This is a genomic window from Pseudomonas sp. Irchel 3F3, from assembly GCF_900187545.1.
In the GTDB taxonomy this organism is placed as follows: domain Bacteria; phylum Pseudomonadota; class Gammaproteobacteria; order Pseudomonadales; family Pseudomonadaceae; genus Aquipseudomonas; species Aquipseudomonas fortuita.
The window spans coordinates 536,803-559,692 of record NZ_FYDS01000003.1 but is presented as its reverse complement, the minus strand read 5'-3'; the positions used below and the strand labels follow the sequence as shown (position 1 = coordinate 559,692).

At 60.6% G+C, this 22,890-nt stretch carries 23 protein-coding genes; 21 read left to right on the top strand and 2 right to left on the bottom strand.

Translation table 11 applies throughout. The features are described from left to right. From CKW35_RS08750 to CKW35_RS08715, 8 genes are all read left to right on the top strand, one after another. Positions 1-178 (top strand): FAD-binding protein (locus tag CKW35_RS08750; RefSeq protein ID WP_218192385.1); only part of this gene is annotated, 178 nt, incomplete at its 5' end. 75 nt (positions 179-253) lie between these two features. Next, on the top strand, positions 254-1,075 hold the full coding sequence (locus tag CKW35_RS08745; RefSeq protein ID WP_023048067.1) for an ABC transporter substrate-binding protein: 822 nt from the start codon (positions 254-256) through the stop codon (positions 1,073-1,075). Between the two features lie 9 nt (positions 1,076-1,084). Continuing rightward, positions 1,085-1,438: a DUF4398 domain-containing protein gene (locus CKW35_RS08740; protein ID WP_016488287.1), complete on the top strand. Its 354-nt coding sequence runs from the start codon at positions 1,085-1,087 to the stop codon at positions 1,436-1,438. Then, positions 1,435-2,247, top strand: coding sequence for an OmpA family protein (locus tag CKW35_RS08735; RefSeq protein WP_016488286.1), 813 nt, complete (start codon positions 1,435-1,437; stop codon positions 2,245-2,247). The genes CKW35_RS08740 and CKW35_RS08735 overlap by 4 nt, the downstream gene beginning before the upstream one ends. A gap of 342 nt (positions 2,248-2,589) precedes the next feature. Continuing rightward, a complete protein-coding gene (locus CKW35_RS08730; RefSeq protein WP_016488285.1) occupies positions 2,590-4,032 on the top strand; it encodes a PLP-dependent aminotransferase family protein in 1,443 nt (480 codons plus the stop codon). Positions 4,033-4,096: 64 nt separating this feature from the next. After that, positions 4,097-4,576: a hypothetical protein gene (locus tag CKW35_RS08725; RefSeq protein WP_095115700.1), complete on the top strand. Its 480-nt coding sequence runs from the start codon at positions 4,097-4,099 to the stop codon at positions 4,574-4,576. A gap of 129 nt (positions 4,577-4,705) precedes the next feature. Next, on the top strand, positions 4,706-4,960 hold the full coding sequence (locus tag CKW35_RS08720; protein WP_009684718.1) for a YkgJ family cysteine cluster protein: 255 nt from the start codon (positions 4,706-4,708) through the stop codon (positions 4,958-4,960). A 33-nt stretch (positions 4,961-4,993) separates the two neighbouring features. Further along, positions 4,994-5,599: an START domain-containing protein gene (locus tag CKW35_RS08715; RefSeq protein ID WP_095115698.1), complete on the top strand. Its 606-nt coding sequence runs from the start codon at positions 4,994-4,996 to the stop codon at positions 5,597-5,599. A gap of 103 nt (positions 5,600-5,702) precedes the next feature. On the opposite strand, the gene gltA is transcribed toward CKW35_RS08715, so the two are convergent. Beyond that, positions 5,703-6,992, bottom strand: a complete 1,290-nt coding sequence (gene gltA, locus CKW35_RS08710; protein WP_016488282.1) for a citrate synthase — start codon at positions 6,990-6,992, stop codon at positions 5,703-5,705. A 352-nt stretch (positions 6,993-7,344) separates the two neighbouring features. Here gltA and sdhC point away from each other — a divergent pair, with 352 nt between their 5' ends. The 11 genes from sdhC to CKW35_RS08655 all read left to right on the top strand — a co-directional run bounded on the left by sdhC (position 7,345) and on the right by CKW35_RS08655 (position 21,370). Continuing rightward, complete coding sequence (sdhC, locus tag CKW35_RS08705; RefSeq protein ID WP_008091902.1) at positions 7,345-7,731, top strand: succinate dehydrogenase, cytochrome b556 subunit; 387 nt, start codon at positions 7,345-7,347, stop codon at positions 7,729-7,731. Continuing rightward, entirely contained in the window at positions 7,725-8,093 is a 369-nt protein-coding gene (sdhD, locus tag CKW35_RS08700) for a succinate dehydrogenase, hydrophobic membrane anchor protein (protein WP_003254214.1), read from the top strand. The genes sdhC and sdhD overlap by 7 nt, the downstream gene beginning before the upstream one ends. Positions 8,094-8,096: 3 nt before the next feature. Continuing rightward, positions 8,097-9,869: a succinate dehydrogenase flavoprotein subunit gene (sdhA, locus tag CKW35_RS08695; protein WP_016488281.1), complete on the top strand. Its 1,773-nt coding sequence runs from the start codon at positions 8,097-8,099 to the stop codon at positions 9,867-9,869. Between the two features lie 11 nt (positions 9,870-9,880). Continuing rightward, on the top strand, positions 9,881-10,585 hold the full coding sequence (locus tag CKW35_RS08690; RefSeq protein WP_008091906.1) for a succinate dehydrogenase iron-sulfur subunit: 705 nt from the start codon (positions 9,881-9,883) through the stop codon (positions 10,583-10,585). 245 nt (positions 10,586-10,830) lie between these two features. After that, positions 10,831-13,662 (top strand): 2-oxoglutarate dehydrogenase E1 component, encoded by a 2,832-nt coding sequence (locus tag CKW35_RS08685; protein ID WP_016488280.1) that lies wholly within the window; start codon positions 10,831-10,833, stop codon positions 13,660-13,662. Between the two features lie 42 nt (positions 13,663-13,704). Beyond that, the gene (odhB, locus tag CKW35_RS08680; protein WP_016488279.1) at positions 13,705-14,925 is read left to right on the top strand and encodes a 2-oxoglutarate dehydrogenase complex dihydrolipoyllysine-residue succinyltransferase; all 1,221 of its coding nucleotides are present in this window, start codon (positions 13,705-13,707) and stop codon (positions 14,923-14,925) included. A gap of 96 nt (positions 14,926-15,021) precedes the next feature. Beyond that, a complete protein-coding gene (gene lpdA / locus CKW35_RS08675) occupies positions 15,022-16,458 on the top strand; it encodes a dihydrolipoyl dehydrogenase (protein WP_016488278.1) in 1,437 nt (478 codons plus the stop codon). 172 nt (positions 16,459-16,630) lie between these two features. Next, positions 16,631-17,797: an ADP-forming succinate--CoA ligase subunit beta gene (sucC, locus tag CKW35_RS08670; protein ID WP_008091914.1), complete on the top strand. Its 1,167-nt coding sequence runs from the start codon at positions 16,631-16,633 to the stop codon at positions 17,795-17,797. Beyond that, the gene (sucD, locus tag CKW35_RS08665) at positions 17,797-18,681 is read left to right on the top strand and encodes a succinate--CoA ligase subunit alpha (protein ID WP_003254203.1); all 885 of its coding nucleotides are present in this window, start codon (positions 17,797-17,799) and stop codon (positions 18,679-18,681) included. The genes sucC and sucD overlap by 1 nt, the downstream gene beginning before the upstream one ends. Before the next feature lie 392 nt (positions 18,682-19,073). Then, on the top strand, positions 19,074-20,387 hold the full coding sequence (brnQ, locus tag CKW35_RS08660) for a branched-chain amino acid transport system II carrier protein (protein WP_016488277.1): 1,314 nt from the start codon (positions 19,074-19,076) through the stop codon (positions 20,385-20,387). Between the two features lie 233 nt (positions 20,388-20,620). Next, positions 20,621-21,370, top strand: a complete 750-nt coding sequence (locus tag CKW35_RS08655) for a DUF599 domain-containing protein (RefSeq protein ID WP_060516951.1) — start codon at positions 20,621-20,623, stop codon at positions 21,368-21,370. 67 nt (positions 21,371-21,437) lie between these two features. Here the strand turns inward: CKW35_RS08655 and CKW35_RS08650 are convergent, their stop codons facing one another. Beyond that, positions 21,438-21,722, bottom strand: a complete 285-nt coding sequence (locus tag CKW35_RS08650) for a hypothetical protein (protein WP_016488275.1) — start codon at positions 21,720-21,722, stop codon at positions 21,438-21,440. 154 nt (positions 21,723-21,876) lie between these two features. Here CKW35_RS08650 and CKW35_RS08645 point away from each other — a divergent pair, with 154 nt between their 5' ends. Both CKW35_RS08645 and CKW35_RS08640 read left to right on the top strand, forming a co-directional pair. Beyond that, entirely contained in the window at positions 21,877-22,353 is a 477-nt protein-coding gene (locus CKW35_RS08645; protein WP_016488274.1) for a PaaI family thioesterase, read from the top strand. Next, complete coding sequence (locus CKW35_RS08640) at positions 22,350-22,832, top strand: PaaI family thioesterase (RefSeq protein ID WP_016488273.1); 483 nt, start codon at positions 22,350-22,352, stop codon at positions 22,830-22,832. The genes CKW35_RS08645 and CKW35_RS08640 overlap by 4 nt, the downstream gene beginning before the upstream one ends. The last annotated feature ends 58 nt before the right edge of the window (positions 22,833-22,890 follow it).

Sequence of the window (22,890 nt, the reverse complement as noted above, 5' to 3'; positions counted from 1 at the left end):
ACAGCTGTACATCGCCGTCGGTATCTCCGGCGCGATCCAGCACCTGGCCGGCATGAAAGACTCCAAAGTGATCGTTGCGATCAACAAGGACGAAGAAGCGCCGATCTTCCAGGTGGCCGATTACGGCTTGGTCGCTGACTTGTTCGAAGCGGTTCCGGAGCTGGAAAAGCTGGTCTGATCCGCCTGCTTCACTTATAAAGAACCCGGCCCTCGCATTGAGGGTCGGGTTTTTTTATGGGTTGAGGAGTGAGGGATGACGTTGCGCGGAACGGGCAGGGCGCTGGTATGCATGGCGGCGTTGGCGTCGCCGCTGGCCATGGCAGCAGGCAAGTGTGAGCGCCTGGTGGCAACCGGCAGCCCCGATGCGCCGCCCTACTCTTGGCAGGACCCGAAAGACCCGAAACATTTGATCGGTGCCAACGTGGACCTGTTGCGCCAGGTGGCTGGCGAGCTGGGCGTGAAGGTGGAGGTGCTGAATGCCGGCCGTCGCGACCAGGCCCTGGAAGAGGTGCGCAGCGGGCGTATGGACCTGCTGCTCGATACACCCATGCAGGTCGAACAGCTCACCGCGCTGGACTACATCCACCCACCCCTTCAGCTCAACGAATACCTGGTGTGGACACGCCATGACGCCGAGTTGACGTTCGATGGCCCGGCGGACCTGGCCAAATACCAGGGCAGCTTGTCCGAACGCGCGCGCCTGACCCCGGCCTTTACCGCGTTTGCCAAGGCCCAGCTGAAGCTGGTGCCGGCGCAGAACCTGACCCAGGCATTCCAGAAGCTGGTGCTTGGCCAAGTGGATTATGTGCTCGCCGGCCGCTATTCGGGCATGGCCATGGCCCAGAGCCTGGGCATGAACAATGACCTGATCGCCCGCGGCCTGCCGGTGGACCGGCCAGGTCTGTATCTGGCCCTTTCGCACAACTCGGCATGCAATGACAGCTGGTTGCGTGGGCAATTGGCAAAAAAACTGACAGAATTGCCGATCTCCGGTGCGTCCGAGGCCGTCCTGCAACGAAATGTCGAGCGCTGGAAAGCGCAATTGCAGGTGCCGGCGGACGCCCCCAAACACTAGGAAGATTGCGTGAGAACCCAACCACTAATCCTTGCCTTGGCCGTGCTCGGCCTGGCTGGCTGCGCCAATGATCCGGCCCCTGACGAGCAGATGCGCATTTCCGAACAGGCACTGGAGCAGGCCAGGGCCGTAGGTGCCACCGAGCAGGTCGAGACGCTGAAGATGGCTGAAGACAAGCTGGCCCGGGCCAAGACCAACATGCTGACCGAAGATTACCGCGATGCGCGCATGCGCGCCGAGCAGGCCGAACTGGATGCTCGCCTGGCCGAGGCCCAGGTGCTGAACCAGAAGAGCGAAGAGCAGTTGCAGCTGCTGCAGTCGCGGGTCAAGCGCTTGCGCAAGCAGCTGGAGGTGCAGCCATGATCCGCCGTACGCCATTGGCCGCGTTGGCGTTGCTGGCGCTGGCAGCAGCCTTGCAAGGTTGCGCCAGCCAACGCAGCTCTGCAGCGCTGGAGGAAGCCAGTGCCACTTTCGCCAAGGTCAAGGATGATTCCGATGTGCTGCGCAGTGCGCCGCGTGACGTGATCCGCGCGGGCGAGTCGCTGGCCCGTGCCGAGCGCCTGTCCAGCTACATCGGCACCGGTTCCGATGTGCGTCATTACGCTTACCTGAGCCAGCGTTACAGCGAGATTGCCAGTGAGCATGCCAAGCTGGCGCTGAACCAGGAGCGCCAGGCCAAGCTTGACCTCGAGCGTCAGCGCCTGCAGCTGGCTTTGCGCGAGGCCAAGCTGGCCAGCGTGCAGCAGCAGGGCAAGTGGGTCGAGTCGCAGATCGCGGCGCTGGCTTCGGAGCAAGCCGACCGTGGCCTGGTGATGACCCTGGGTGACGTGCTGTTCGATACTGGGCGTGCCGACCTGAAAAACTCGGCCAGCCGTACCGTACTCAAACTGGTGCAGTTCCTTCAGCTGAACCCGCGACGGGTGGTGCGTATCGAGGGTTATACCGACAGCACTGGCGCCGCCGAGGACAACCTGAACCTGTCCCGTGACCGGGCGCAGGCCGTGGCCGACATGCTGGTGGACCTTGGCATCGACGAAAAGCGCCTGCAGGTCGAGGGCTATGGCGACCAGTACCCGATCGAGGCCAATGCCTCTGAGCGGGGCAGGGCGCAGAACCGCCGGGTGGAGATCGTCTTCTCCGACGACAAAGGCAAGCTCGCGCCGGCGCGCTGAGTTACAGCTCCCACAGGGAATGCGTGTCAGGCGTCATTGTGGGAGCGGGCTTGTCCCGCGAAGGGGGGCGCGCGGTGCATGGCACCGGCTTTTCCGGTGTTCGCGGGGCAAGCCCGCTCCCACAAGGTCCCTGCCAGATCAAAAGCCATGTTTTTGTTGAAAGGAGGCTGGATTGCCGGGGGGGGGCCGCCAGGCAGCCCCGCTTTTTGTCGGCTTAGTCGTTTCGATAGCTGTCACGCTGTTGTATTGTCGACTATGTTGCATTCTGTCCCAGTACACTTTGCAACTGTTACGGTATCCTCTACCGTCACTGAGCCGCACAAGAACAACGAGCCTGCCGCCATGACCAACCTGCTGCTGTACCAGCGTATCGCCCAGCAACTGGCCGATGACATCCGTCGCGGTGTCTACCAGCCAGGCGAGCGTGTACCCTCCGTGCGCAAGATGAGTGCCCAGCTCAATGTCAGCCATGCCACGGTGCTGCAGGCTTATGCCAACCTCGAAGACCAAGGGCTTATCCGCGCGCGGCCGCAGTCGGGCTACTACGTGCACCAGACGCCGGCCCTGACTGCGCAAACGCCGGACATTGCCCGGGTGGAGCGCCCCGGTCTGGTCACCCGCGCCAGCATCATCCAGCAAGTGCTGACCGAGGCGCGCCGTGATGGCGTGTTCCCGTTTGGTGCTGCGGTGCCGCATGTCGACTACCTGCCGGTCCGTGCCCTGCATCAGCAAATTGCCAAGGTCACCCGCTTTCACAGCCCGCGCGCGTTCAGCTACATGTTCAGCCCCGGCTTTGAGCCGTTGCGCCGGCAGATCGCCATTCGCATGCGCGATGCTGGCGTGCTGGTCGACCCCCGTGAAGTGATCGTGACCCATGGCTGCGTCGATGCCCTGCAAATGTCATTGCGCGTGCTGACCCGCCCGGGCGATCTGATTGCGGCCGAGTCGCCGACGTATTACGGCTTGCTGCAACTGGCCGACCTGCTGGGCCTGAAAGTGATCGAAATCCCCAGTGACCCGTCCACCGGTATCAGCCTTGAAGCCTTGCAGCTGGCGGCCAACCAGTGGTCGATCAAGGCCCTGGTGCTGACCGCCCGCCTGAGCAACCCGTTGGGCGGCACTGTTCCTGAAGAGCGGCAGAAGCAGTTGCTGCGCCTGGCGTCGGACTTCGACATCCAGATCGTCGAGGACGACATCTATGGCGAGTTGATGTTCGAGCAAGGCAAGACCAAGGCGCTGAAGGCATTCGACCGGCTGGACCGGGTGATCTACTGTTCAAGTTTCTCCAAGACCTTGTCCCCTGGTGTGCGCGTTGGCTGGATGATCGCCGGGCGCTATCAGGACGAGATACAGCGCCTGCAGACCTTCACCACTCATTCGGCCTGCAGCGTGACGCAGATGGGCGTGGCGGCCTACCTGGAAAATGGCGGCTACGACCGGCACCTGCGTTACATACGCCAGGAGTATCGCAAGAACCTCAGCGCCTACCAGTTGGCGGTGCAGCAGCACTTCCCGGAGGGTACCCAGATGACTCGGCCGACGGGCGGTTTCATCCTCTGGATAAGCTTGCCCGGGCGGGTCAATACCCAGGAGCTGCATGTGCGGGCGCTGGAGCAGGGCATCAGCATTGCGCCGGGGTTAATATTCAGTAACACAGAACAGTTCAATCACTGCATTCGCCTTAATTGCGGCATCCCGTGGAACAAGGAGGCCGAGCGGGCAGTGATGACGCTGGGTTTGCTGGCTCAGCAGTTGTGCAGGGAGCCTGCGCTCACACTTTTGTAAGGCTTGCCAGGCGCTTGTGGAACATGGAGCATACGCACCTTTCTTGCCAATCTGTCCATTTGCCATGAATGCTTTGCGCCGTTTTGCCCTGATCTTGTGTCTTGCACCGCTCTGCTACCCGGGCGGTCCAACCTTGGCTGCGCAGCCGGCGCAACAGGCGCAGGCAGCCCAGAGCAAGCCCGTGCAAAAAAAAGTGGCAGCCAAGCCCGCGCCGAAGCAGGTGGTGAAAAAAACCGGCAACAGCAAGACCAAGGCGCACAAACCCGTCAGTAAAGCGGTTGCCAAACCACTGCCCAAGGCAAAGCTGGACCTCAGCCTGCCAGTCGATATGGTCAATACCCTTGAGCCGGATGTGGGTACCCCGTCGCCCATCCAGCGGCGCAAACCTTTGCTGCCGCCGATGTTCACCGAAAAGCCCGAAACCAATGACAGCCCGTTCCAGCTCAATGGCCGGCTTATCAATAACGAAATGCAGCTGCAGTTGCGTAATGACAGCCGTCATGACGTGGAGGGGGCGGCGATCGATTTCGAGTATCGGCAGTAGCCGGGAACTGACTGCCGGGTCACGGCAGATTTCATCGTGCCAGCAATTTCAAACGCCTGTTTGAGCGGTTACTATCCAGGGACGTTCGTCCCGTTTTGTTCCAGGGAGTCCTGATTTTGGTGAATAGCCATGAACTGCCGTGAAGGCTGTGGTGCTTGCTGCATCGCCCCGTCCATCACGTCTGCGATGCCGCGCATGCCCAATGGCAAGCCGGCTGGTGAGCGCTGCCTGCACCTGACGGCTGCCAACCTGTGCGACCTGTTCGGCAAGCCCGAGCGGCCGGCGGTATGTGGCGGCTTCAAGGCAGATGTCGAGGTGTGCGGCAGTGACCGTGACGAGGCAATCAGGATTCTTGGCTGGTGGGAGCAGATGACGGCGGCGTGACAGGCTGGATCTTCGACAACAAGGATAAACATGATGAGATCGTTCAAGCGAATTGCACTGCTGTGTGGCGTGGGTGTTCTGCTGTCGCCTGCGGCCTGGGCCGAAAACTGGCAGGTGGCCAAGGACGAAGAGGGCATCAAGGTATCCCTCAGTGAAGTGGCCGGGTCCAAGTACAAGGCTTATCAGGGCGTCACCGTAATCAAGGCGCCGCTGGCCAAGGTGCAGGCGTTGCAGGAAGACGTGGTCGGGGCCTGCGCATGGATTCATGAGTGCAAGTCGCAGAAGCTGCTCAAGCACGAAGGTGATCAGAGCTGGACCTACACCCAGTTCAATACCCCTTGGCCGGTAACGCCGCGAGATTCGATTCTGCACGTGACCACTGTCAAGGGAGCGGACGGCAGCCTGGTGCGTAACCTGAAGGAAGAGCCGACCTATCTGCCGGAAGAGAAGGGCTATGTGCGGGTGGCCAAGGTTGAGGGCTTCTGGAAGCTGGTACCCAAGGGCGACAGCACGGAAGTGACCTACCAGGTGCACACCGAGCCGGGGGGGAGCGTGCCGGCGATGGTGGCCAACAAGTTCGTGGTGGACGCGCCGTTCAATACCCTGAAAGGGCTGCGGGAGCGGGCTGAGAAAAACTGAGGTTTAACGCAAGGCCGCTCCCGCAAGGGTCGAACTGCGGCCACCAGGACCTGGAAGAAAAAAGGCTGCCCGAGGGCAGCCTTTTGCGTTCGGCTAGAAAAGCTTACTTGCGGTCTTTCAGTGCAGTGATATCGCGTTTTTGCTCGCCGGTGTACAGCTGGCGCGGACGGCCGATCTTGTACGGGCTGGAGAGCATTTCTTTCCAGTGCGAGATCCAGCCGACAGTACGTGCCAGGGCGAAGATCACGGTGAACATGCTGGTCGGAATGCCGATCGCCTTGAGGATGATCCCCGAGTAGAAGTCGACGTTCGGGTACAGCGAGCGCTCGATGAAGTACGGATCGGTCAGGGCGATCTCTTCGAGGCGCATGGCCAGTTCCAGCTGCGGGTCGTTCTTGATGCCCAGCTCGCGCAGGACTTCGTCGCAGGTCTGCTTCATGACGGTAGCACGCGGGTCGCGGTTCTTGTACACGCGGTGACCGAAGCCCATCAGCTTGAACGGGTCGTTCTTGTCCTTGGCCTTGGCGATGAAGGTGTCGATGTTCGATACATCGCCGATTTCATCGAGCATGGTCAGTACGGCTTCGTTCGCACCGCCATGGGCCGGGCCCCACAGTGCGGCGATACCGGCGGCGATACAGGCGAACGGGTTGGCACCCGACGAGCCGGCCAGGCGAACGGTAGAGGTGGAGGCATTTTGCTCGTGGTCGGCGTGGAGGATGAAGATCCGGTCCATTGCCTTGGCCAGCACCGGGCTGATCGGTTTGATCTCGCACGGGGTGTTGAACATCATGTGCAGGAAGTTTTCCGCGTACGACAGGTCGTTGCGCGGGTACATCATCGGCTGGCCCATGGAGTACTTGTAAACCATCGCGGCCAGGGTCGGCATCTTGGCGACCAGGCGCACCGCGGAAATTTCGCGGTGTTGCGGGTTATTGATGTCCAGGGAGTCGTGATAGAACGCCGACAGGGCGCCGACTACGCCACACATCACCGCCATCGGGTGAGCGTCGCGGCGGAAGCCGTTGAAGAAGGACTTCAGCTGCTCGTGAACCATGGTGTGGTTCTTGACGGTGCTGACGAACTGGGCCTTCTGCTCGGCATTCGGCAGTTCGCCGTTGAGCAGCAGGTAGCACGTTTCGAGGTAGTCGGACTGTTCGGCGAGTTGCTCGATCGGGTAGCCGCGGTGCAGCAGGATACCTTTGTCGCCGTCAATATAGGTGATCTTCGACTCGCACGAGGCGGTCGCCATGAAACCGGGGTCGAAGGTGAAGTGACCAGTGGCCCCTAACCCGCGGACGTCGATTACATCAGGACCAACGGTGCCGGTTAAAATGGGCAGCTCGACGGGGGCAGCGCCCTCGATGACCAACTGCGCTTTTTTGTCAGCCATGTGGCCTCCTATTAATGCTTGAAATCATCAGACAGACCCCCCACGCAGGGCCCGCACCACTATAGAGGGATAAATTCAGATGTCAATTTGCCTAAAGGCTTGTTGAATCAGGCATTCAAGCCTGATTTTTCCCGAAATTCTCGCCCATTTACGCCTTTTGTTCGTTAAAGGCAATGCGCTATTTGGGCTACCCCGTCACGTTGTCATAAGCAGCCTAACTGTCTATACTCGGCACCCGACCGCCAGGGGCTTGCAAGCCCGAACTGCTGGGGGTCGCCGTTCCCTGGGTGGTGGGTACCTGACCAGTACACTTACCAACAACTTTGCCCTGATTCGCTAGGGGCTCTTCAGTGTGAAAAAAGCCGTGAAAAGCCAACGACCTGTAAACCTAGACCTAAGGACCATCAAGCTCCCTGTCACTGCATACACGTCCATTCTGCACCGTATCTCCGGCGTCATCCTGTTCATCGGCCTTGCCATCATGCTTTATGCACTGGGCAAATCGTTGGGCTCCGAGGAAGGCTTCGGTGAGGTGAAGGCGTGTCTGACCAGCCCGCTGGCCAAATTCGTGACCTGGGGCCTGTTGTCCGCCCTGCTTTATCACCTCGTGGCAGGTGTACGCCACCTGATCATGGACATGGGCATCGGTGAGACGCTGGAAGGCGGCAAGCTGGGCTCGAAAATCGTGATTGTCATCTCCGTGGTGCTGATCGTTCTGGTGGGAGTTTGGGTATGGTAACCAATGTCACGAACCTGTCGCGTTCGGGCCTCTATGACTGGATGGCGCAACGCGTCTCCGCGGTCGTTCTCGCGGCTTACTTCCTCTTCCTGATCGGCTACGTGGTCGCCCACCCAGGCATCGACTACACCCAGTGGCATGGTCTGTTCTCCAACAACGCGATGCGGATCTTCAGTCTGCTGGCCCTCGTTGCCCTGGGCGCTCACGCCTGGGTCGGCATGTGGACCATTGCAACCGACTACCTGACGCCTATGTCGTTCGGCAAGTCGGCAACTGCGATTCGTTTCCTGTTCCAGGCGGTATGCGGCGTTGCGATGTTCGCTTACTTCGTCTGGGGTGTGCAGATTCTCTGGGGTATCTGATCCATGGCTAGCATTCCAACCATCTCATTCGACGCCATCATCATCGGTGGCGGCGGCGCCGGCATGCGTGCTGCGCTGCAACTGGCTCAAGGCGGCCACAAGACTGCCGTAGTCACCAAGGTCTTCCCGACCCGCTCGCACACTGTATCCGCCCAGGGCGGCATCACCTGCGCCATCGCTTCGGCTGACCCGAACGACGACTGGCGCTGGCACATGTACGATACCGTCAAAGGTTCCGACTACATCGGTGACCAGGACGCTATCGAATACATGTGTCAGGAAGGCCCGGCTGCGGTCTTCGAGCTGGACCACATGGGCCTGCCGTTCTCGCGTACCGAAACCGGCCGTATCTACCAGCGTCCGTTCGGTGGCCAGTCCAAGGACTTCGGTAAAGGTGGCCAGGCTGCCCGTACTTGTGCCGCTTCCGACCGTACCGGTCACGCGCTGCTGCACACCCTGTACCAGGGCAACCTGAAAGCCGGTACCACCTTCCTCAACGAGTACTACGCTGTTGATCTGGTAAAGAACCAGGAAGGCGCTTTTGTCGGTGTGATCGCGATCTGCATCGAAACCGGCGAAACCATGTACATCAAGTCCAAGGCCACCGTTCTGGCCACTGGCGGTGCAGGCCGTATCTACGCCTCCACCACCAACGCCCTGATCAATACCGGTGACGGTATCGGTATGGCCCTGCGTGCCGGTGTACCGGTGCAGGACATCGAGATGTGGCAGTTCCACCCGACCGGCATCGCCGGCGCCGGTGTACTGGTCACCGAAGGCTGCCGCGGTGAGGGTGGCTACCTGATCAACGCCCACGGCGAGCGCTTCATGGAGCGTTACGCGCCGAACGCGAAAGACCTGGCCGGCCGCGACGTGGTTGCCCGTTCCATGGTCAAGGAAATCATCGCCGGCAACGGCGTGGGCCCGAACAAGGACCACGTACTGCTGAAGCTGGACCACTTGGGCGAGGAAGTGCTGCACAGCCGCCTGCCAGGTATCTGCGAGCTGTCCAAGACCTTCGCCCACGTCGACCCGGTCGTCGCGCCGGTGCCGGTCGTTCCGACCTGCCACTACATGATGGGCGGCGTTGCCACCAACATCCATGGCCAGGCCATCACCATGGACGAAGAAGGCAAGGATCACATCATCCCTGGCCTGTTCGCCGTAGGTGAAGTGGCGTGCGTATCGGTTCACGGTGCCAACCGCCTGGGCGGCAACTCGCTGCTCGACCTGGTGGTGTTCGGCCGTGCAGCCGGTCTGCACCTGGAGAAGGCGCTGAGCGATGGTATCGAGCACCTCGACGCCAGCGACACCGACATCGAAGTTGCCCTGAACCGCCTGAACAAGCTCAACGAGCGCTCCACTGGCGAAGACGTTGCCAGCCTCAAGCGCGAGCTGCAGAGCTGCATGCAGAACTACTTCGGTGTATTCCGTACTGGCGAATACATGCTGAAGGGTATCGAGCAGCTGGCCGGCCTGCGTGACCGCATCGCCAACGTCAAGATCAACGACAAGTCCCAGGCCTTCAACACCGCGCGTATCGAAGCGCTGGAGCTGCAGAACCTGCTGGAAGTCGCCGAAGCTACCGCCATCGCGGCCGAAGCCCGTAAAGAGTCCCGCGGCGCTCACGCCCGTGAAGACTTCGAAGACCGTGACGACGAAAACTGGCTGTGCCACACCCTGTACTACCCGGGTGAGAAGCGCGTTGCCAAGCGTGGCGTCAACTTTGCGCCGAAGACCGTACCGGCCTTCGAGCCAAAAATCCGGACTTACTAAGGGTGGCTGCTATGTTGAAAGTCGAAGTTTATCGTTACAACCCCGACACCGACTCGGCGCCCAAGATGGAGTCGTTCGACGTCGATACCGGTGGCAAGGACCTGATGGTTCTCGATGTATTGGCGCTGATCAAGGAAAAGGACGAGGGTTTCTCGTACCGTCGCTCCTGCCGTGAAGGCGTGTGCGGTTCCGATGGCATGAACATGAACGGCAAGAACGGCCTGGCCTGCATCACCCCGCTGTCGGGTGTGGTCAAAGGCAACAAGCTGGTTCTGCGCCCGCTGCCAGGCCTGCCGGTCATTCGTGACCTGGTGGTCGATATGAGCATCTTCTACAAGCAGTACGAGAAGGTGAAGCCATTCCTGCAGAACGACACGCCGGCCCCGGCCATCGAGCGCCTGCAGTCGCCTGAAGAGCGTGACAAGCTGGACGGTCTGTACGAGTGCATCCTGTGCGCTTGCTGCTCGACCTCCTGCCCGTCGTTCTGGTGGAACCCGGACAAGTTCCTGGGCCCCGCCGCACTGTTGCAGGCCTACCGCTTCCTGGCCGACAGCCGTGACACCAAGACTCAGGAGCGCCTGGCGTCCCTGGATGACCCGTTCAGCGTATTCCGCTGCCGCGGGATCATGAACTGCGTAAACGTTTGCCCGAAAGGTCTGAACCCGACCAAGGCAATCGGTCACGTACGTAACATGCTGCTGCAAAGCGGCACCTGATACAACCTGTTGTACCTGCAGTAAGCCGAGGTGCGGGTGTTGAGCCCGCACTGAGGTAAAACCCGAACAAGGGCCCACAAAGCCCGCGTTCATACCTATGAAGATATGAGACCAGCAGGGGCTTTCCGGGCTGGTACCCGGAAAATCAGCAGGATCCAAGTGGCGTGGTTCAGTCGCTTTATTCGGACTTTTCCAGGTTTGCTGTGGCTCTCGCCGATCAGTCCCCTAATCGAGGGTGACCAAGCATGCAAGAAAGCGTGATGCAGCGCATGTGGGATAGCGCCCACCTTTCAGGTGGTAACGCTGCATATGTGGAAGAGCTCTACGAACTCTACCTGCACGACCCTAACGCTGTGCCAGAAGAGTGGCGCACTTACTTCCAGAAGTTGCCAGCCGACGGCAGCACCGCTACTGATGTATCGCACTCGACAATCCGCGACCATTTCGTACTGCTGGCAAAGAACCAGCGCCGCGCCCAACCGGTATCCGCCGGGAGCGTGAGCAGTGAACACGAGAAGAAGCAGGTTGAAGTTCTGCGACTGATCCAGGCCTATCGTATGCGCGGCCATCAGGCTGCCAAGCTCGACCCGTTGGGGTTGTGGCAGCGCCCTGCGCCCGTAGACCTGTCGATCAATCACTACGGCTTGACCAATGCCGATCTTGATACGACCTTCCGTGCCGGCGACCTGTTCATCGGCAAAGAGGAGGCGAGCCTACGCGACATCTTCGATGCACTCCAGAAGACATATTGTCGCACCATTGGCGCCGAATTCACCCACATCGTCGATTCCGAGCAGCGCAGCTGGTTCCAGCAGCGCCTGGAAAGCGTACGCGGCCGTCCGGAGTTTTCCGCTGACGTGCAGGCGCACCTGCTGGAGCGCGTGACCGCCGGTGAGGGCCTGGAAAAGTACCTGGGTACCAAGTATCCGGGCACCAAGCGTTTCGGCCTTGAAGGTGGCGAGAGCCTGATCCCGATGCTGGATGAAATGATCCAGCGTTCCGGCTCGTACGGCACCAAGGAAGTCGTCATCGGCATGGCCCACCGTGGCCGCCTGAACGTGCTGGTGAACACCTTCGGCAAGAACCCGCGCGAGCTGTTCGACGAGTTCGAAGGCAAGAAGATGAACGAGCTGGGCTCCGGTGACGTGAAGTATCACCAGGGCTTCTCCTCGAACGTGATGACCACCGGTGGTGAAGTTCACCTGGCCATGGCGTTCAACCCGTCCCACCTGGAAATCGTTTCGCCTGTGGTCGAGGGTTCGGTGCGCGCCCGTCAGGACCGCCGCAACGATACCGCTGGCGACAAGGTGCTGCCGATCTCGATCCACGGCGACGCCGCATTCGCCGGCCAGGGCGTGGTCATGGAAACCTTCCAGATGTCGCAGACCCGCGGTTTCAAGACCGGCGGTACCGTGCACATCGTGATCAACAACCAGGTGGGTTTCACCATCAGCAACCCGCTGGACGCGCGCTCCACCGAGTACGCCACCGACGTTGCCAAGATGATCCAGGCGCCGATCCTGCACGTCAACGGCGATGACCCGGAAGCCGTGCTGTTCGTTACCCAGCTGGCCATCGACTACCGCATGCAGTTCAAGCGTGACGTGGTGATCGACCTGGTCTGCTACCGTCGTCGTGGCCACAACGAGGCTGACGAGCCGAACGGCACCCAGCCGCTGATGTACCAGCAGATCAGCAAGCAGCGCACTACCCGTGAGCTGTATGCCGAGGCGCTGATCCAGGCCGGTCGTATCGACGCCGAGCGTGCTCAGGCCAAGGTCGACGAGTACCGCAACGCGCTGGACAATGGCCTGCACGTGGTAAAAAGCCTGGTCAAGGAGCCGAACCGCGAGCTGTTCGTCGACTGGCGTCCGTACCTGGGTCACGCCTGGACCGCGCGTCACGACACCCGTTTCGACCTCAAGACCCTGCAGGACCTGTCGGCCAAGCTGCTCGAGCTGCCAGAAGGTTTCGTGGTCCAGCGTCAGGTGTCGAAGATCTACGAAGACCGTCAGAAGATGCAGGCCGGCGGCTTGCCGATCAACTGGGGTTATGCAGAGACCATGGCCTACGCCACCCTGCAGTTCGAAGGTCACCCGATCCGCATGACCGGCCAGGACATCGGCCGTGGCACCTTCTCGCACCGTCACGCGGTGCTGCACAACCAGAAGGACGCCAGCACCTACATTCCGCTGCAGAACCTGTTCCCGGGCCAGCCACGTTTCGACCTGTACGATTCGTTCCTGTCCGAGGAAGCGGTACTGGCCTTCGAATACGGCTACTCCACCACCACGCCAAACGCGCTGGTGATCTGGGAAGCCCAGTTCGGCGACTTCGCCAACGGTGCGCAAGTGGTGATCGACCAGTTCATCACCAGCGGTGAGCACAAGTGGGGCCGCCTGTGCGGTCTGACCATGCTGCTGCCACACGGTTACGAAGGGCAGGGCCCGGAGCACTCCTCCGCGCGTCTGGAGCGTTACCTGCAACTGTGCGCCGAGCACAACATCCAGGTCTGCGTACCCACTACCCCGGCACAGATCTACCACCTGCTGCGTCGCCAGGTCATCCGCCCGCTGCGCAAGCCGCTGGTGGTCCTGACGCCGAAGTCGCTGCTGCGCCACAAACTGGCCGTTTCGACGCTGGAAGACCTGGCAGAAGGCTCGTTCCAGACCGTGATCCCGGAAATCGACGCAATCGATCCGGCCAAGGTCGAGCGCCTGGTGCTGTGCAGCGGCAAGGTCTACTACGACCTGCTGGAAAAACGCCGTGCCGAAGGCCGCGAAGACATCGCCATCCTGCGTCTCGAGCAGCTGTACCCGTTCCCGGAGGACGACCTGGTCGAAATCCTGGCCCAATACAGCAACCTCAAGCACGCCGTATGGTGCCAGGAAGAGCCGATGAACCAGGGCGCCTGGTACAGCAGTCAGCACCACATGCGCCGTATCCTGGGCCGCCACAACAAGGCTCTGACCCTGGAATATGCCGGTCGCGACGCTTCTGCCGCACCCGCCTGTGGTTACGCTTCGAAGCACGCCGAACAGCAGGAAAAACTGCTGCAAGACGCCTTCACTGTCTAACGCCTTCGCGCACCTGAAACCGAATTTAAGGAAACACAGATAATGGCTATCGAGATCAAAGCCCCAACCTTCCCGGAATCGGTTGCCGATGGCACCGTTGCCACCTGGCACAAGAAGCCGGGCGAAGCCGTCAAGCGTGACGAGCTGATCGTCGACATCGAGACCGACAAGGTTGTCCTGGAAGTACTGGCGACTGCCGATGGCGTGCTGGGCGACATCGTCAAGGGTGAGGGCGACACTGTCCTGTCCGACGAATTGCTGGGTTCGATCGTTGAAGGCGGTGCTGCCGCTGCTCCTGCCGCAGCAGCCGCGCCTGCTGCAGCTCCGGCTGCTGCCGCTGACGCTGGCGAGGATGACCCGGTTGCTGCACCGGCCGCGCGTAAGCTGGCTGAAGAAAACGGCATCGACCTGGCCTCTGTTGCCGGTACCGGTAAAGGCGGTCGTATCACCAAGGAAGACGTGGTTGCTGCTGTTGCCAACAAGAAGTCGGCCCCTGCCGCTGCCCCGGCTGCCAAGCCTGCTGCTGCCGCTGCTGCCCCGGTTGTCGTCGCTGCTGGCGACCGCACCGAGAAGCGCGTGCCGATGACCCGTCTGCGTGCCAAGATCGCCGAGCGTCTGGTCGAAGCCCAGTCCAACATGGCGATGCTGACCACCTTCAACGAAGTGGACATGACCGAAGTCATGGCCCTGCGTTCGAAGTACAAGGACCTGTTCGAGAAGACCCACAACGGCGTGCGCCTGGGCTTCATGTCGTTCTTCGTCAAGGCAGCTACCGAAGCGCTGAAACGCTTCCCGGCTGTCAACGCCTCGATCGACGGCAACGACATCGTCTACCACGGCTTCGCCGACGTCGGGGTTGCCGTGTCCAGCGACCGTGGCCTGGTGGTACCGGTGCTGCGTAACGCCGAGTCGATGAGCCTGGCTGAAATCGAGAACGGCATCGCCACCTTCGGCAAGAAGGCCCGTGACGGCAAACTGTCCATCGAAGAGATGACCGGTGGCACCTTCACCATCACCAACGGTGGTACCTTCGGTTCGATGATGTCGACCCCGATCGTCAACCCGCCGCAGGCCGCCATCCTGGGCATGCACAACATTATCCAGCGCCCGATGGCCATCAATGGCCAGGTCGTGATTCGCCCGATGATGTACCTGGCGCTGTCGTACGATCACCGCCTGATCGACGGCAAGGAAGCGGTAACCTTCCTGGTCACTATCAAGAACCTGCTGGAAGATCCGTCCCGCCTGCTGCTGGACATCTAATCGCGCAGCTGTAAGCTGCAAGCCGCAAGCTTCAAGCCGAAGCCTGCTGGTCTTGCGGCTTGCGGCTTGCCGCTTGAAGCTAAAAAGGAATCTTTTATGACCCAGAAATTCGACGTAGTGGTGATTGGTGCAGGTCCTGGCGGCTATGTAGCTGCCATCAAGGCTGCCCAACTTGGTCTGAAGACTGCCTGTATCGAGAAATACACCGACGCCGAGGGCAAACTGGCCCTGGGCGGCACCTGCCTGAACGTAGGTTGCATTCCGTCCAAGGCGCTGCTGGACAGCTCCTGGAAGTACAAGGAAGCCAAAGAGAGCTTCAACGTCCACGGTATCTCCACTGGCGAAGTGAAGATGGACGTCGCCGCGATGGTTGGCCGCAAGGCTGGCATCGTCAAGAACCTGACCGGTGGCGTTGCCACCCTGTTCAAGGCCAACGGCGTTACTTCGATCCAGGGCCACGGCAAGCTGCTGGCTGGCAAGAAAGTCGAAGTCACCAAGGCTGACGGCACCACCGAAGTCATCGAAGCCGAGAACGTCATCCTGGCTTCCGGCTCGCGCCCGATCGACATTCCGCCGGCTCCGGTTGACCAGAACGTCATCGTCGACTCCACCGGCGCCCTGGAATTCCAGACCGTACCGAAGCGCCTGGGCGTTATCGGTGCCGGCGTGATCGGCCTGGAGCTGGGCTCGGTATGGGCTCGCCTGGGTGCTGAAGTCACCGTGCTGGAAGCCCTGGACACCTTCCTGATGGCTGCCGACACTGCCGTGTCGAAAGAAGCCCAGAAGACCCTGACCAAGCAAGGCCTGGACATCAAGCTGGGCGCTCGCGTCACCGGCTCGAAAGTCAATGGCAACGAAGTTGAAGTGACCTACACCAACGCCGAAGGCGAGCAGAAGATCACCTTCGACAAGCTGATCGTTGCGGTCGGCCGTCGCCCTGTAACCACCGACCTGCTGGCTTCCGACAGCGGCGTGACCATCGACGAGCGCGGCTACATCTTCGTCGACGATCATTGCGCCACCAGCGTGCCGGGCGTGTTCGCCATCGGTGACGTGGTGCGCGGCATGATGCTGGCCCACAAGGCTTCGGAAGAGGGCATCATGGTCGTCGAGCGCATCAAGGGCCACAAGGCCCAGATGAACTACGACCTGATCCCGTCGGTTATCTACACCCACCCGGAAATTGCATGGGTCGGCAAGACCGAACAGTCCTTGAAGGCCGAGGGTGTTGAGGTTAACGTAGGCACCTTCCCGTTCGCGGCCAGCGGCCGTGCGATGGCCGCCAACGATACCGGTGGTTTCGTCAAGGTCATCGCCGATGCCAAGACCGACCGCGTGCTGGGTGTACACGTGATTGGCCCGTCGGCTGCCGAACTGGTGCAGCAGGGTGCAATCGCAATGGAATTCGGCACCAGTGCCGAGGATCTGGGCATGATGGTCTTCAGCCATCCAACCCTGTCCGAAGCGTTGCATGAAGCAGCGCTGGCGGTGAATGGCGGCGCCATTCACGTGGCCAACCGTAAGAAGCGTTAATTATAAGAAACCACGGCGGGCAGCCCGTCGTGAGTCTTGCGTGCATGACTCACCGCGGAACGTCCGCCGGACCGGATCACACGGGAAAACCCGGGGTCAACGGTCACAGGTGGTGCGGCGCCAGTAATGGCGCAGCGCCGAAGCGCAGTACCTAACGAAGACGGTAAAAAGCATGAATCTTCACGAGTATCAGGGTAAGCAGCTGTTCGCTGAATACGGCCTGCCAGTTTCCAAGGGTTTCGCAGTCGATACCCCTGAAGCTGCAGCAGAAGCTTGCGACAAGATCGGCGGTTCCGAGTGGGTTGTAAAAGCCCAGGTTCACGCAGGTGGTCGCGGTAAAGCGGGCGGCGTCAAGCTGGTTCGCAGCAAAGAAGACGCCAAGGCGTTCGCTGCGCAATGGTTGGGCAAGCGCCTGGTAACCTACCAGACCGACGCCAACGGTCAGCCAGTGACCAAGATCCTGGTCGAATCCTGCACTGACATCGCCAAAGAGCTGTACCTGGGCGCTGTAGTCGATCGCTCGAGCCGCCGTATCGTGTTCATGGCCTCCACCGAAGGTGGCGTGGACATCGAGAAAGTCGCTCACGAAACTCCTGAGAAGATCATCAAGGCTACTATCGATCCACTGGTCGGCGCTCAGCCGTTCCAGGGTCGTGAACTGGCATTCCAGCTGGGTCTGGAAGGCAAGCAAGTTGCACAGTTCGCCAAGATTTTCGTAGGCCTGGCCAAGCTGTTCAAAGAACACGACCTGGCCCTGCTGGAAGTCAACCCGCTGGTCATCAAGGCCGACGGCGACCTGCACTGCCTGGACGCGAAGATCAACATCGACGCGAACGCCATGTACCGTCAGCCTAAGCTGAAAACCTTCCACGACCCGTCGCAGGACGATCCTCGTGAAGCCCACGCTGCCAGCTTCGAGCTGAACTACGTGGCCCTGGAAGGCAACATCGGCTGCATGGTCAACGGTGCCGGCCTGGCCATGGGTACCATGGACATCGTCAACCTGCATGGCGGCAAGCCAGCCAACTTCCTCGACGTTGGCGGCGGTGCTACCAAAGAGCGCGTTACCGAAGCCTTCAAGATCATTCTGTCCGACAGCAATGTCGCGGCCGTTCTGGTCAACATCTTCGGCGGCATCGTTCGCTGCGACATGATTGCCGAAGGCATCATCGGCGCGGTGAAAGAAGTCGGCGTTAAAGTTCCGGTTGTAGTTCGCCTCGAAGGCAACAACGCCGAACTGGGCGCTAAAGTACTGGCAGAAAGCGGTTTGAACATCATTGCGGCAACCAGCCTGACCGACGCTGCTCAACAAGTTGTCAAAGCTGCGGAGGGCAAGTAATGAGCGTCCTGATCAATAAAGACACCAAAGTCATCTGCCAGGGCTTCACCGGCTCGCAGGGTACTTTCCACTCCGAACAAGCCATCGCCTACGGCACCAAGATGGTCGGCGGCGTAACCCCAGGCAAGGGTGGCACCACCCACCTGGGCCTGCCGGTGTTCAACACCGTCAAGGAAGCCGTGGAAGCTACCGGCGCTGACGCTTCGGTCATCTACGTACCGGCTCCGTTCTGCAAAGACTCGATCCTGGAAGCGGCCTTCGGCGGCATCAAGCTGATCGTCTGCATCACCGAAGGCATTCCTACCCTGGACATGCTCGATGCCAAGGTCAAGTGCGACGAGCTGGGCGTGACCCTGATCGGTCCTAACTGCCCAGGTGTCATCACCCCGGGCGAGTGCAAGATCGGCATCATGCCAGGCCACATTCACCTGCCAGGCAAGGTCGGTATCGTTTCGCGTTCCGGCACCCTGACCTACGAAGCTGTGAAGCAGACCACCGACGCCGGCTTCGGCCAGTCGACCTGCGTCGGCATCGGCGGTGACCCGATCCCGGGTTCCAACTTCATCGACATCCTGAAGCTGTTCCAGGAAGACCCGAAGACCGAAGCGATCGTCATGATCGGTGAGATCGGCGGTTCGGCTGAAGAAGAAGCTGCGGCCTACATCAAGGCCCACGTGACCAAGCCAGTCGTTTCCTACATCGCCGGTGTTACTGCACCTGCGGGCAAGCGCATGGGCCACGCTGGCGCCATTATCTCCGGCGGCAAGGGCACTGCGGACGAGAAGTTCGCCGCCCTGCAGGACGCTGGTGTGAAGACCGTGCGTTCGCTGGCTGACATCGGCAAGGCCCTGGCCGAGCTGACTGGCTGGGAAGCCAAGAAGTAATACTGCTACACCCCCCACGCGCACAGAGGCCACCTTCGGGTGGCCTTTGTCGTTAATGCGCCTGGGTTCCCGTTTGGGGCGCTTCGCAGGCTAAAAAGATTTTTCGATGGGTTTGATAGGATTTTTCACACAGACCAATGTTTCAATCCGAGGATAATTCCTACTGTCCTCGGTCGCACAGACGACAAACATGTACGCACATCGGACAAGCAGCACTGTGCCAGTGCGTTTGACTGACAAAACAGTTACATTACGCGTTCACTCTGTGCCCGTACCCCAAAAGGGAACGACACGCTAAACGGGTCTGGCCTATCAAGCCGGGCAGCATTTCCCCTCATCCAAAGGGAAATCCCCTCTCGAATCCCGATTTCAGCAGTGTGGTACTACCTTAAATGAAAGTTCTCAAAGGCCAGGATATCCTGGCGCTTGGCTTTATGACGTTTGCGCTTTTCGTTGGCGCGGGCAATATCATCTTCCCGCCTATCGTCGGTCTGCAGTCTGGCCCGCACGTATGGATGGCAGCACTGGGCTTCCTGGTGACCGCCGTGGGCCTGCCGGTCATTACCGTGGTCGCTCTGGCCAAGGTCGGTGGCGGCATGGATGCACTTAGCAGCCCGATCGGCAAGTTCTTCGGCGGCCTGCTGGCGGCGGTGTGTTACCTGTCGGTCGGCCCGCTGTTCGCCACCCCGCGTACGGCGACCGTGTCGTTCGAAGTGGGCGTTGCACCGCTGACCGGTGAAAGCCCGCTGGCACTGTTCATCTACAGCCTCGTGTACTTCGTCGTGGTGCTGGCCGTGTCCATGTACCCGGGCAAGCTGCTCGACACCGTCGGCCGCTTCCTGGCACCGCTGAAGATCATCGCCCTGGCCGTGCTGGGGATTGCTGCCTTCGCGCTGCCAGCGGGCACCATTGGTGAGGCACAGCCGGCCTATGCCGCTGCCGCGTTCTCCAAGGGCTTCTCCGATGGCTACCTGACCATGGATACCCTGGGTGCCCTGGTGTTCGGTATTGTCATCGTCAACGCCATCCGCTCGCGCGGCGTCGAGTCGCCGAAGCTGATCACCCGCTATGCCATCATCGCCGGCCTGATCGCGGGTGTCGGCCTGGCCCTGGTGTACATCAGCCTGTTCCGTCTGGGTGCCGGCAGCCACGACATCGCGGCTGACGCCACCAACGGTGCGGCGGTACTGCATGCCTACGTGCAGCACACCTTTGGTTCGCTGGGCAGCGGCTTCCTCGCTGTACTCATCGCGCTGGCTTGCCTGGTGACGGCAGTTGGCCTGACCTGCGCCTGTGCCGAGTACTTCAGCCAGGTTCTGCCGCTGTCTTACCGTGCGCTGGTGGTGATCCTTGCGGGCTTCTCGCTGCTGATCTCCAACCTGGGCCTGACCAAGCTGATCATGTTCTCGATCCCGGTGCTCACCGCCATCTACCCACCCTGCATCGTGGTGGTCGGCCTGAGCTTCGTGAAAGACTTGTGGAACTCGCCGACCCGCATCCTCGCACCGGTGATGCTGGTTTCGTTGCTGTTCGGCATGGTCGATGCAATCAAGGGCAGCAGCATCGCCCACGTGCTGCCGGACTTCATGGCGCACTTACCGTTGAGCGACCAAGGCCTTGCCTGGCTGGTGCCTTCGGTGGTGACCCTGGTTGGCGCCGTGGCCTGCGACCGCATGCTCGGCAAGCCACGCGAGGCGTTGGCCTGATGGTTGAAGCCTGAGGGCGGCACCGGCCACAAGCCGAAGGGTGCTCGCCAGAGGTCTAGACTCGAAAGCCCCGTATCCGGAAGGATGCGGGGCTTTTTTGTGCGGTCCCTTTGCCCGGTGCGCTCTTTGTGGGAACCACGCCTATTTCTCTGCACAGCTGTGTCTTTTGCCGCTTGCCAGCGTCGAAACCTGGTCCCTATCCTCTAGGCCTCTGGCGCTTTCGGGAACCCTGCATGAACTTCATCCAAAGCAACTTCAATAACCTGCTGGCCATCGCATGGTTTGCCCTGTGCTGGGGTGGTTATACCCGCTATGCCATCTGGAAGGGCCGCGACACTGCGTGCCTGGCCAGCGTGTTGCACCTTTACCGTGAAGACTGGATGCGCCGCATGCTGCTGCGTGACAACCGCATTGCTGATGCCAGCGTGATCGGCAACCTTGAACGCAACGCGTCGTTCTTTGCCTCCAGCACCCTGATCATCCTTGCTGGCATTCTTACCGTGCTCGGTGCCTCCGACCGTGCGCTCTCGCTGCTGGCAGACCTGCCGCTGGTGCAACAGACCTCCCAGGGCATGTCGGAGATCAAGCTGCTGTGCCTGGCCACGGTCTTCGTCTACGCTTTTTTCACGTTCAGCTGGTGCATGCGCCAGTACAACTTTGCCGCGGTGCTGGTGGGTTCGGCGCCCATGATCGGGGAACGGCTGGTCAATGAGCTGGAGCGCAAGGCGTTCGCGTCGCGGGCGGCACGGGTATTGTCGCTTGCCGCCAACCAGTTCAACCTGGGCTTGCGTTCCTATTACTTCGGCATGGCCATGTTGAGCTGGTTTATCAGCCCGTGGTTGTTCATGGCGATGAGTGTGGGTGTCGTGTTTATTCTGTACCGTCGTGAGTTCCACTCGGATGTGCTGGATGTGATGGTGTTCACACCCACCGAAAGTGTACCGGCAGAGCCTGTCAAGGAAAGCCCCGTGGTCGGAAACTGAAACGTTTAATCGAAAACTTTCAGGCACAAAAAAACCCGACAATGTCGGGTTTTTTTGTTTTAAACAATTACTGTTTGGCAGGTTCAGCCGGAGTAGCTGGCGCGGCTTGCGGAGCCGGAGTAGCCGGTGCGGCTTCTTCGGCAGCCTTCTGCTCGGCTTCGGCCTGATCTTTGGCGGCTTCGGCGTTTTCCTTAGCAGCGTCGTTCATTTTATCCTGAGCTTCGCCCATTTTTTCCTGGGCTTGCTCGGCGTGTTCCTGTGCGTCTTGGGCTTTGTCTTCGCTCGCTTTATCGCAAGCGGCCAGGCCCATGGCAGCAGCCAGCATCAGAGCAAAAGCAAAAGGTTTACGCATGGGTGTGTTTCTCCTTGGTGGAATAAGTGACTTGTTCCTTCGAGTGCAACTATGCGGAATAAGTTCCACGCAGATTACAGATATATAACGCCGTGTTCTACATGGACTTTTTAACGAACTCATGCCGCCGCGTGGCGGCGGGCGGGAACAGCCTATGAGCGATTCAACCTTGATGGCAATGGCCGAGCGGTTTCTCTCGGCGTTAAAACATTGCCAGCTGTTGCAGATGCGTGTGGCGCAGGCTGATGGCGATGGCATGACCTTGGTCCTGCCCTGGTCAGCAGCCATCGTCGGCAACCCCCAGACCGGCGCCGTGCATGGCGGTGCGCTGACTACGCTGATGGACACCACTTGTGGCATGGCCACGCTGTGCGTGCTGCCCCGCTTCGAAGTGTGCCCCACGCTGGACCTGCGCATCGACTACATGCACCCGGCCGAAGCTGGCAAGGACATCTACGGTCACGCCCAATGCTACCGGGTTACCCGCGACGTGATCTTCACCCGTGGCACAGCCTATCAGGACAACCCCGACCAGCCCATCTGCCAGGTGGTGGGGACGTTCATGCGCCTGGGGCAGGAGATCAAGGGCGGTATCCGTTTCGGCAATGGCCTGAAGGAGGGCGGCGCATGATTCCGCATGCGGTTCGCCAGCAACTCAACGCTGCCCACGCGGTCGGTGATTACCGGCCATTGCTGGCGCTGATTCCCTACGCAGGGCTTATCGGCATCGAATGCGAGCGCCAGGGTGATGACCTTCTGTTCCGCCTGCCGGCGAGTGCGGACAACATCGGCAACCCGTTGCTGCCCGCTATCCATGGTGGCGTGATAGCGGGGTTCATGGAGTTGTCCGCCGCGCTGTACCTGCTGATCTACAGCGAAAGCGCGAGTATTCCGAAGATCATCGATTTTTCCATCGACTACCTGCGCGCCGGGCATTTTCGCGATACCTATGCCCAGTGCCAGCTGTGGCGCCAGGGCCGCCGGGTGACCAACGTCGCCATTACCGCCTGGCAAGGCGACAGGCAGGCACCCATTGCCACCGCCCGTGCGCATTTCAAGATCGAGCCGGAAAAGCCCTTGAAATCATCCGCTCAGCCCCCATCTGAATGACATCCGCCATTAACGCAGGCCAAATCGCTTGCCAGGCGCCACTGCCATCAGATCGGAG

Coding starts and splice junctions, on each gene's coding strand:
- CKW35_RS08745 (WP_023048067.1), top strand. CDS start 254: ATGACGTTGCGCGGAACGGGCAGGGCGCTGGTATGCATGGCGGCGTTG.
- CKW35_RS08735 (WP_016488286.1), top strand. CDS start 1,435: ATGATCCGCCGTACGCCATTGGCCGCGTTGGCGTTGCTGGCGCTGGCA.
- CKW35_RS08730 (WP_016488285.1), top strand. CDS start 2,590: ATGACCAACCTGCTGCTGTACCAGCGTATCGCCCAGCAACTGGCCGAT.
- CKW35_RS08725 (WP_095115700.1), top strand. CDS start 4,097: ATGAATGCTTTGCGCCGTTTTGCCCTGATCTTGTGTCTTGCACCGCTC.
- CKW35_RS08720 (WP_009684718.1), top strand. CDS start 4,706: ATGAACTGCCGTGAAGGCTGTGGTGCTTGCTGCATCGCCCCGTCCATC.
- CKW35_RS08715 (WP_095115698.1), top strand. CDS start 4,994: ATGAGATCGTTCAAGCGAATTGCACTGCTGTGTGGCGTGGGTGTTCTG.
- gltA (WP_016488282.1), bottom strand. CDS start 6,992: ATGGCTGACAAAAAAGCGCAGTTGGTCATCGAGGGCGCTGCCCCCGTC.
- sdhD (WP_003254214.1), top strand. CDS start 7,725: ATGGTAACCAATGTCACGAACCTGTCGCGTTCGGGCCTCTATGACTGG.
- sdhA (WP_016488281.1), top strand. CDS start 8,097: ATGGCTAGCATTCCAACCATCTCATTCGACGCCATCATCATCGGTGGC.
- CKW35_RS08690 (WP_008091906.1), top strand. CDS start 9,881: ATGTTGAAAGTCGAAGTTTATCGTTACAACCCCGACACCGACTCGGCG.
- CKW35_RS08685 (WP_016488280.1), top strand. CDS start 10,831: ATGCAAGAAAGCGTGATGCAGCGCATGTGGGATAGCGCCCACCTTTCA.
- odhB (WP_016488279.1), top strand. CDS start 13,705: ATGGCTATCGAGATCAAAGCCCCAACCTTCCCGGAATCGGTTGCCGAT.
- lpdA (WP_016488278.1), top strand. CDS start 15,022: ATGACCCAGAAATTCGACGTAGTGGTGATTGGTGCAGGTCCTGGCGGC.
- sucC (WP_008091914.1), top strand. CDS start 16,631: ATGAATCTTCACGAGTATCAGGGTAAGCAGCTGTTCGCTGAATACGGC.
- sucD (WP_003254203.1), top strand. CDS start 17,797: ATGAGCGTCCTGATCAATAAAGACACCAAAGTCATCTGCCAGGGCTTC.
- brnQ (WP_016488277.1), top strand. CDS start 19,074: ATGAAAGTTCTCAAAGGCCAGGATATCCTGGCGCTTGGCTTTATGACG.
- CKW35_RS08655 (WP_060516951.1), top strand. CDS start 20,621: ATGAACTTCATCCAAAGCAACTTCAATAACCTGCTGGCCATCGCATGG.
- CKW35_RS08650 (WP_016488275.1), bottom strand. CDS start 21,722: ATGCGTAAACCTTTTGCTTTTGCTCTGATGCTGGCTGCTGCCATGGGC.
- CKW35_RS08645 (WP_016488274.1), top strand. CDS start 21,877: ATGAGCGATTCAACCTTGATGGCAATGGCCGAGCGGTTTCTCTCGGCG.
- CKW35_RS08640 (WP_016488273.1), top strand. CDS start 22,350: ATGATTCCGCATGCGGTTCGCCAGCAACTCAACGCTGCCCACGCGGTC.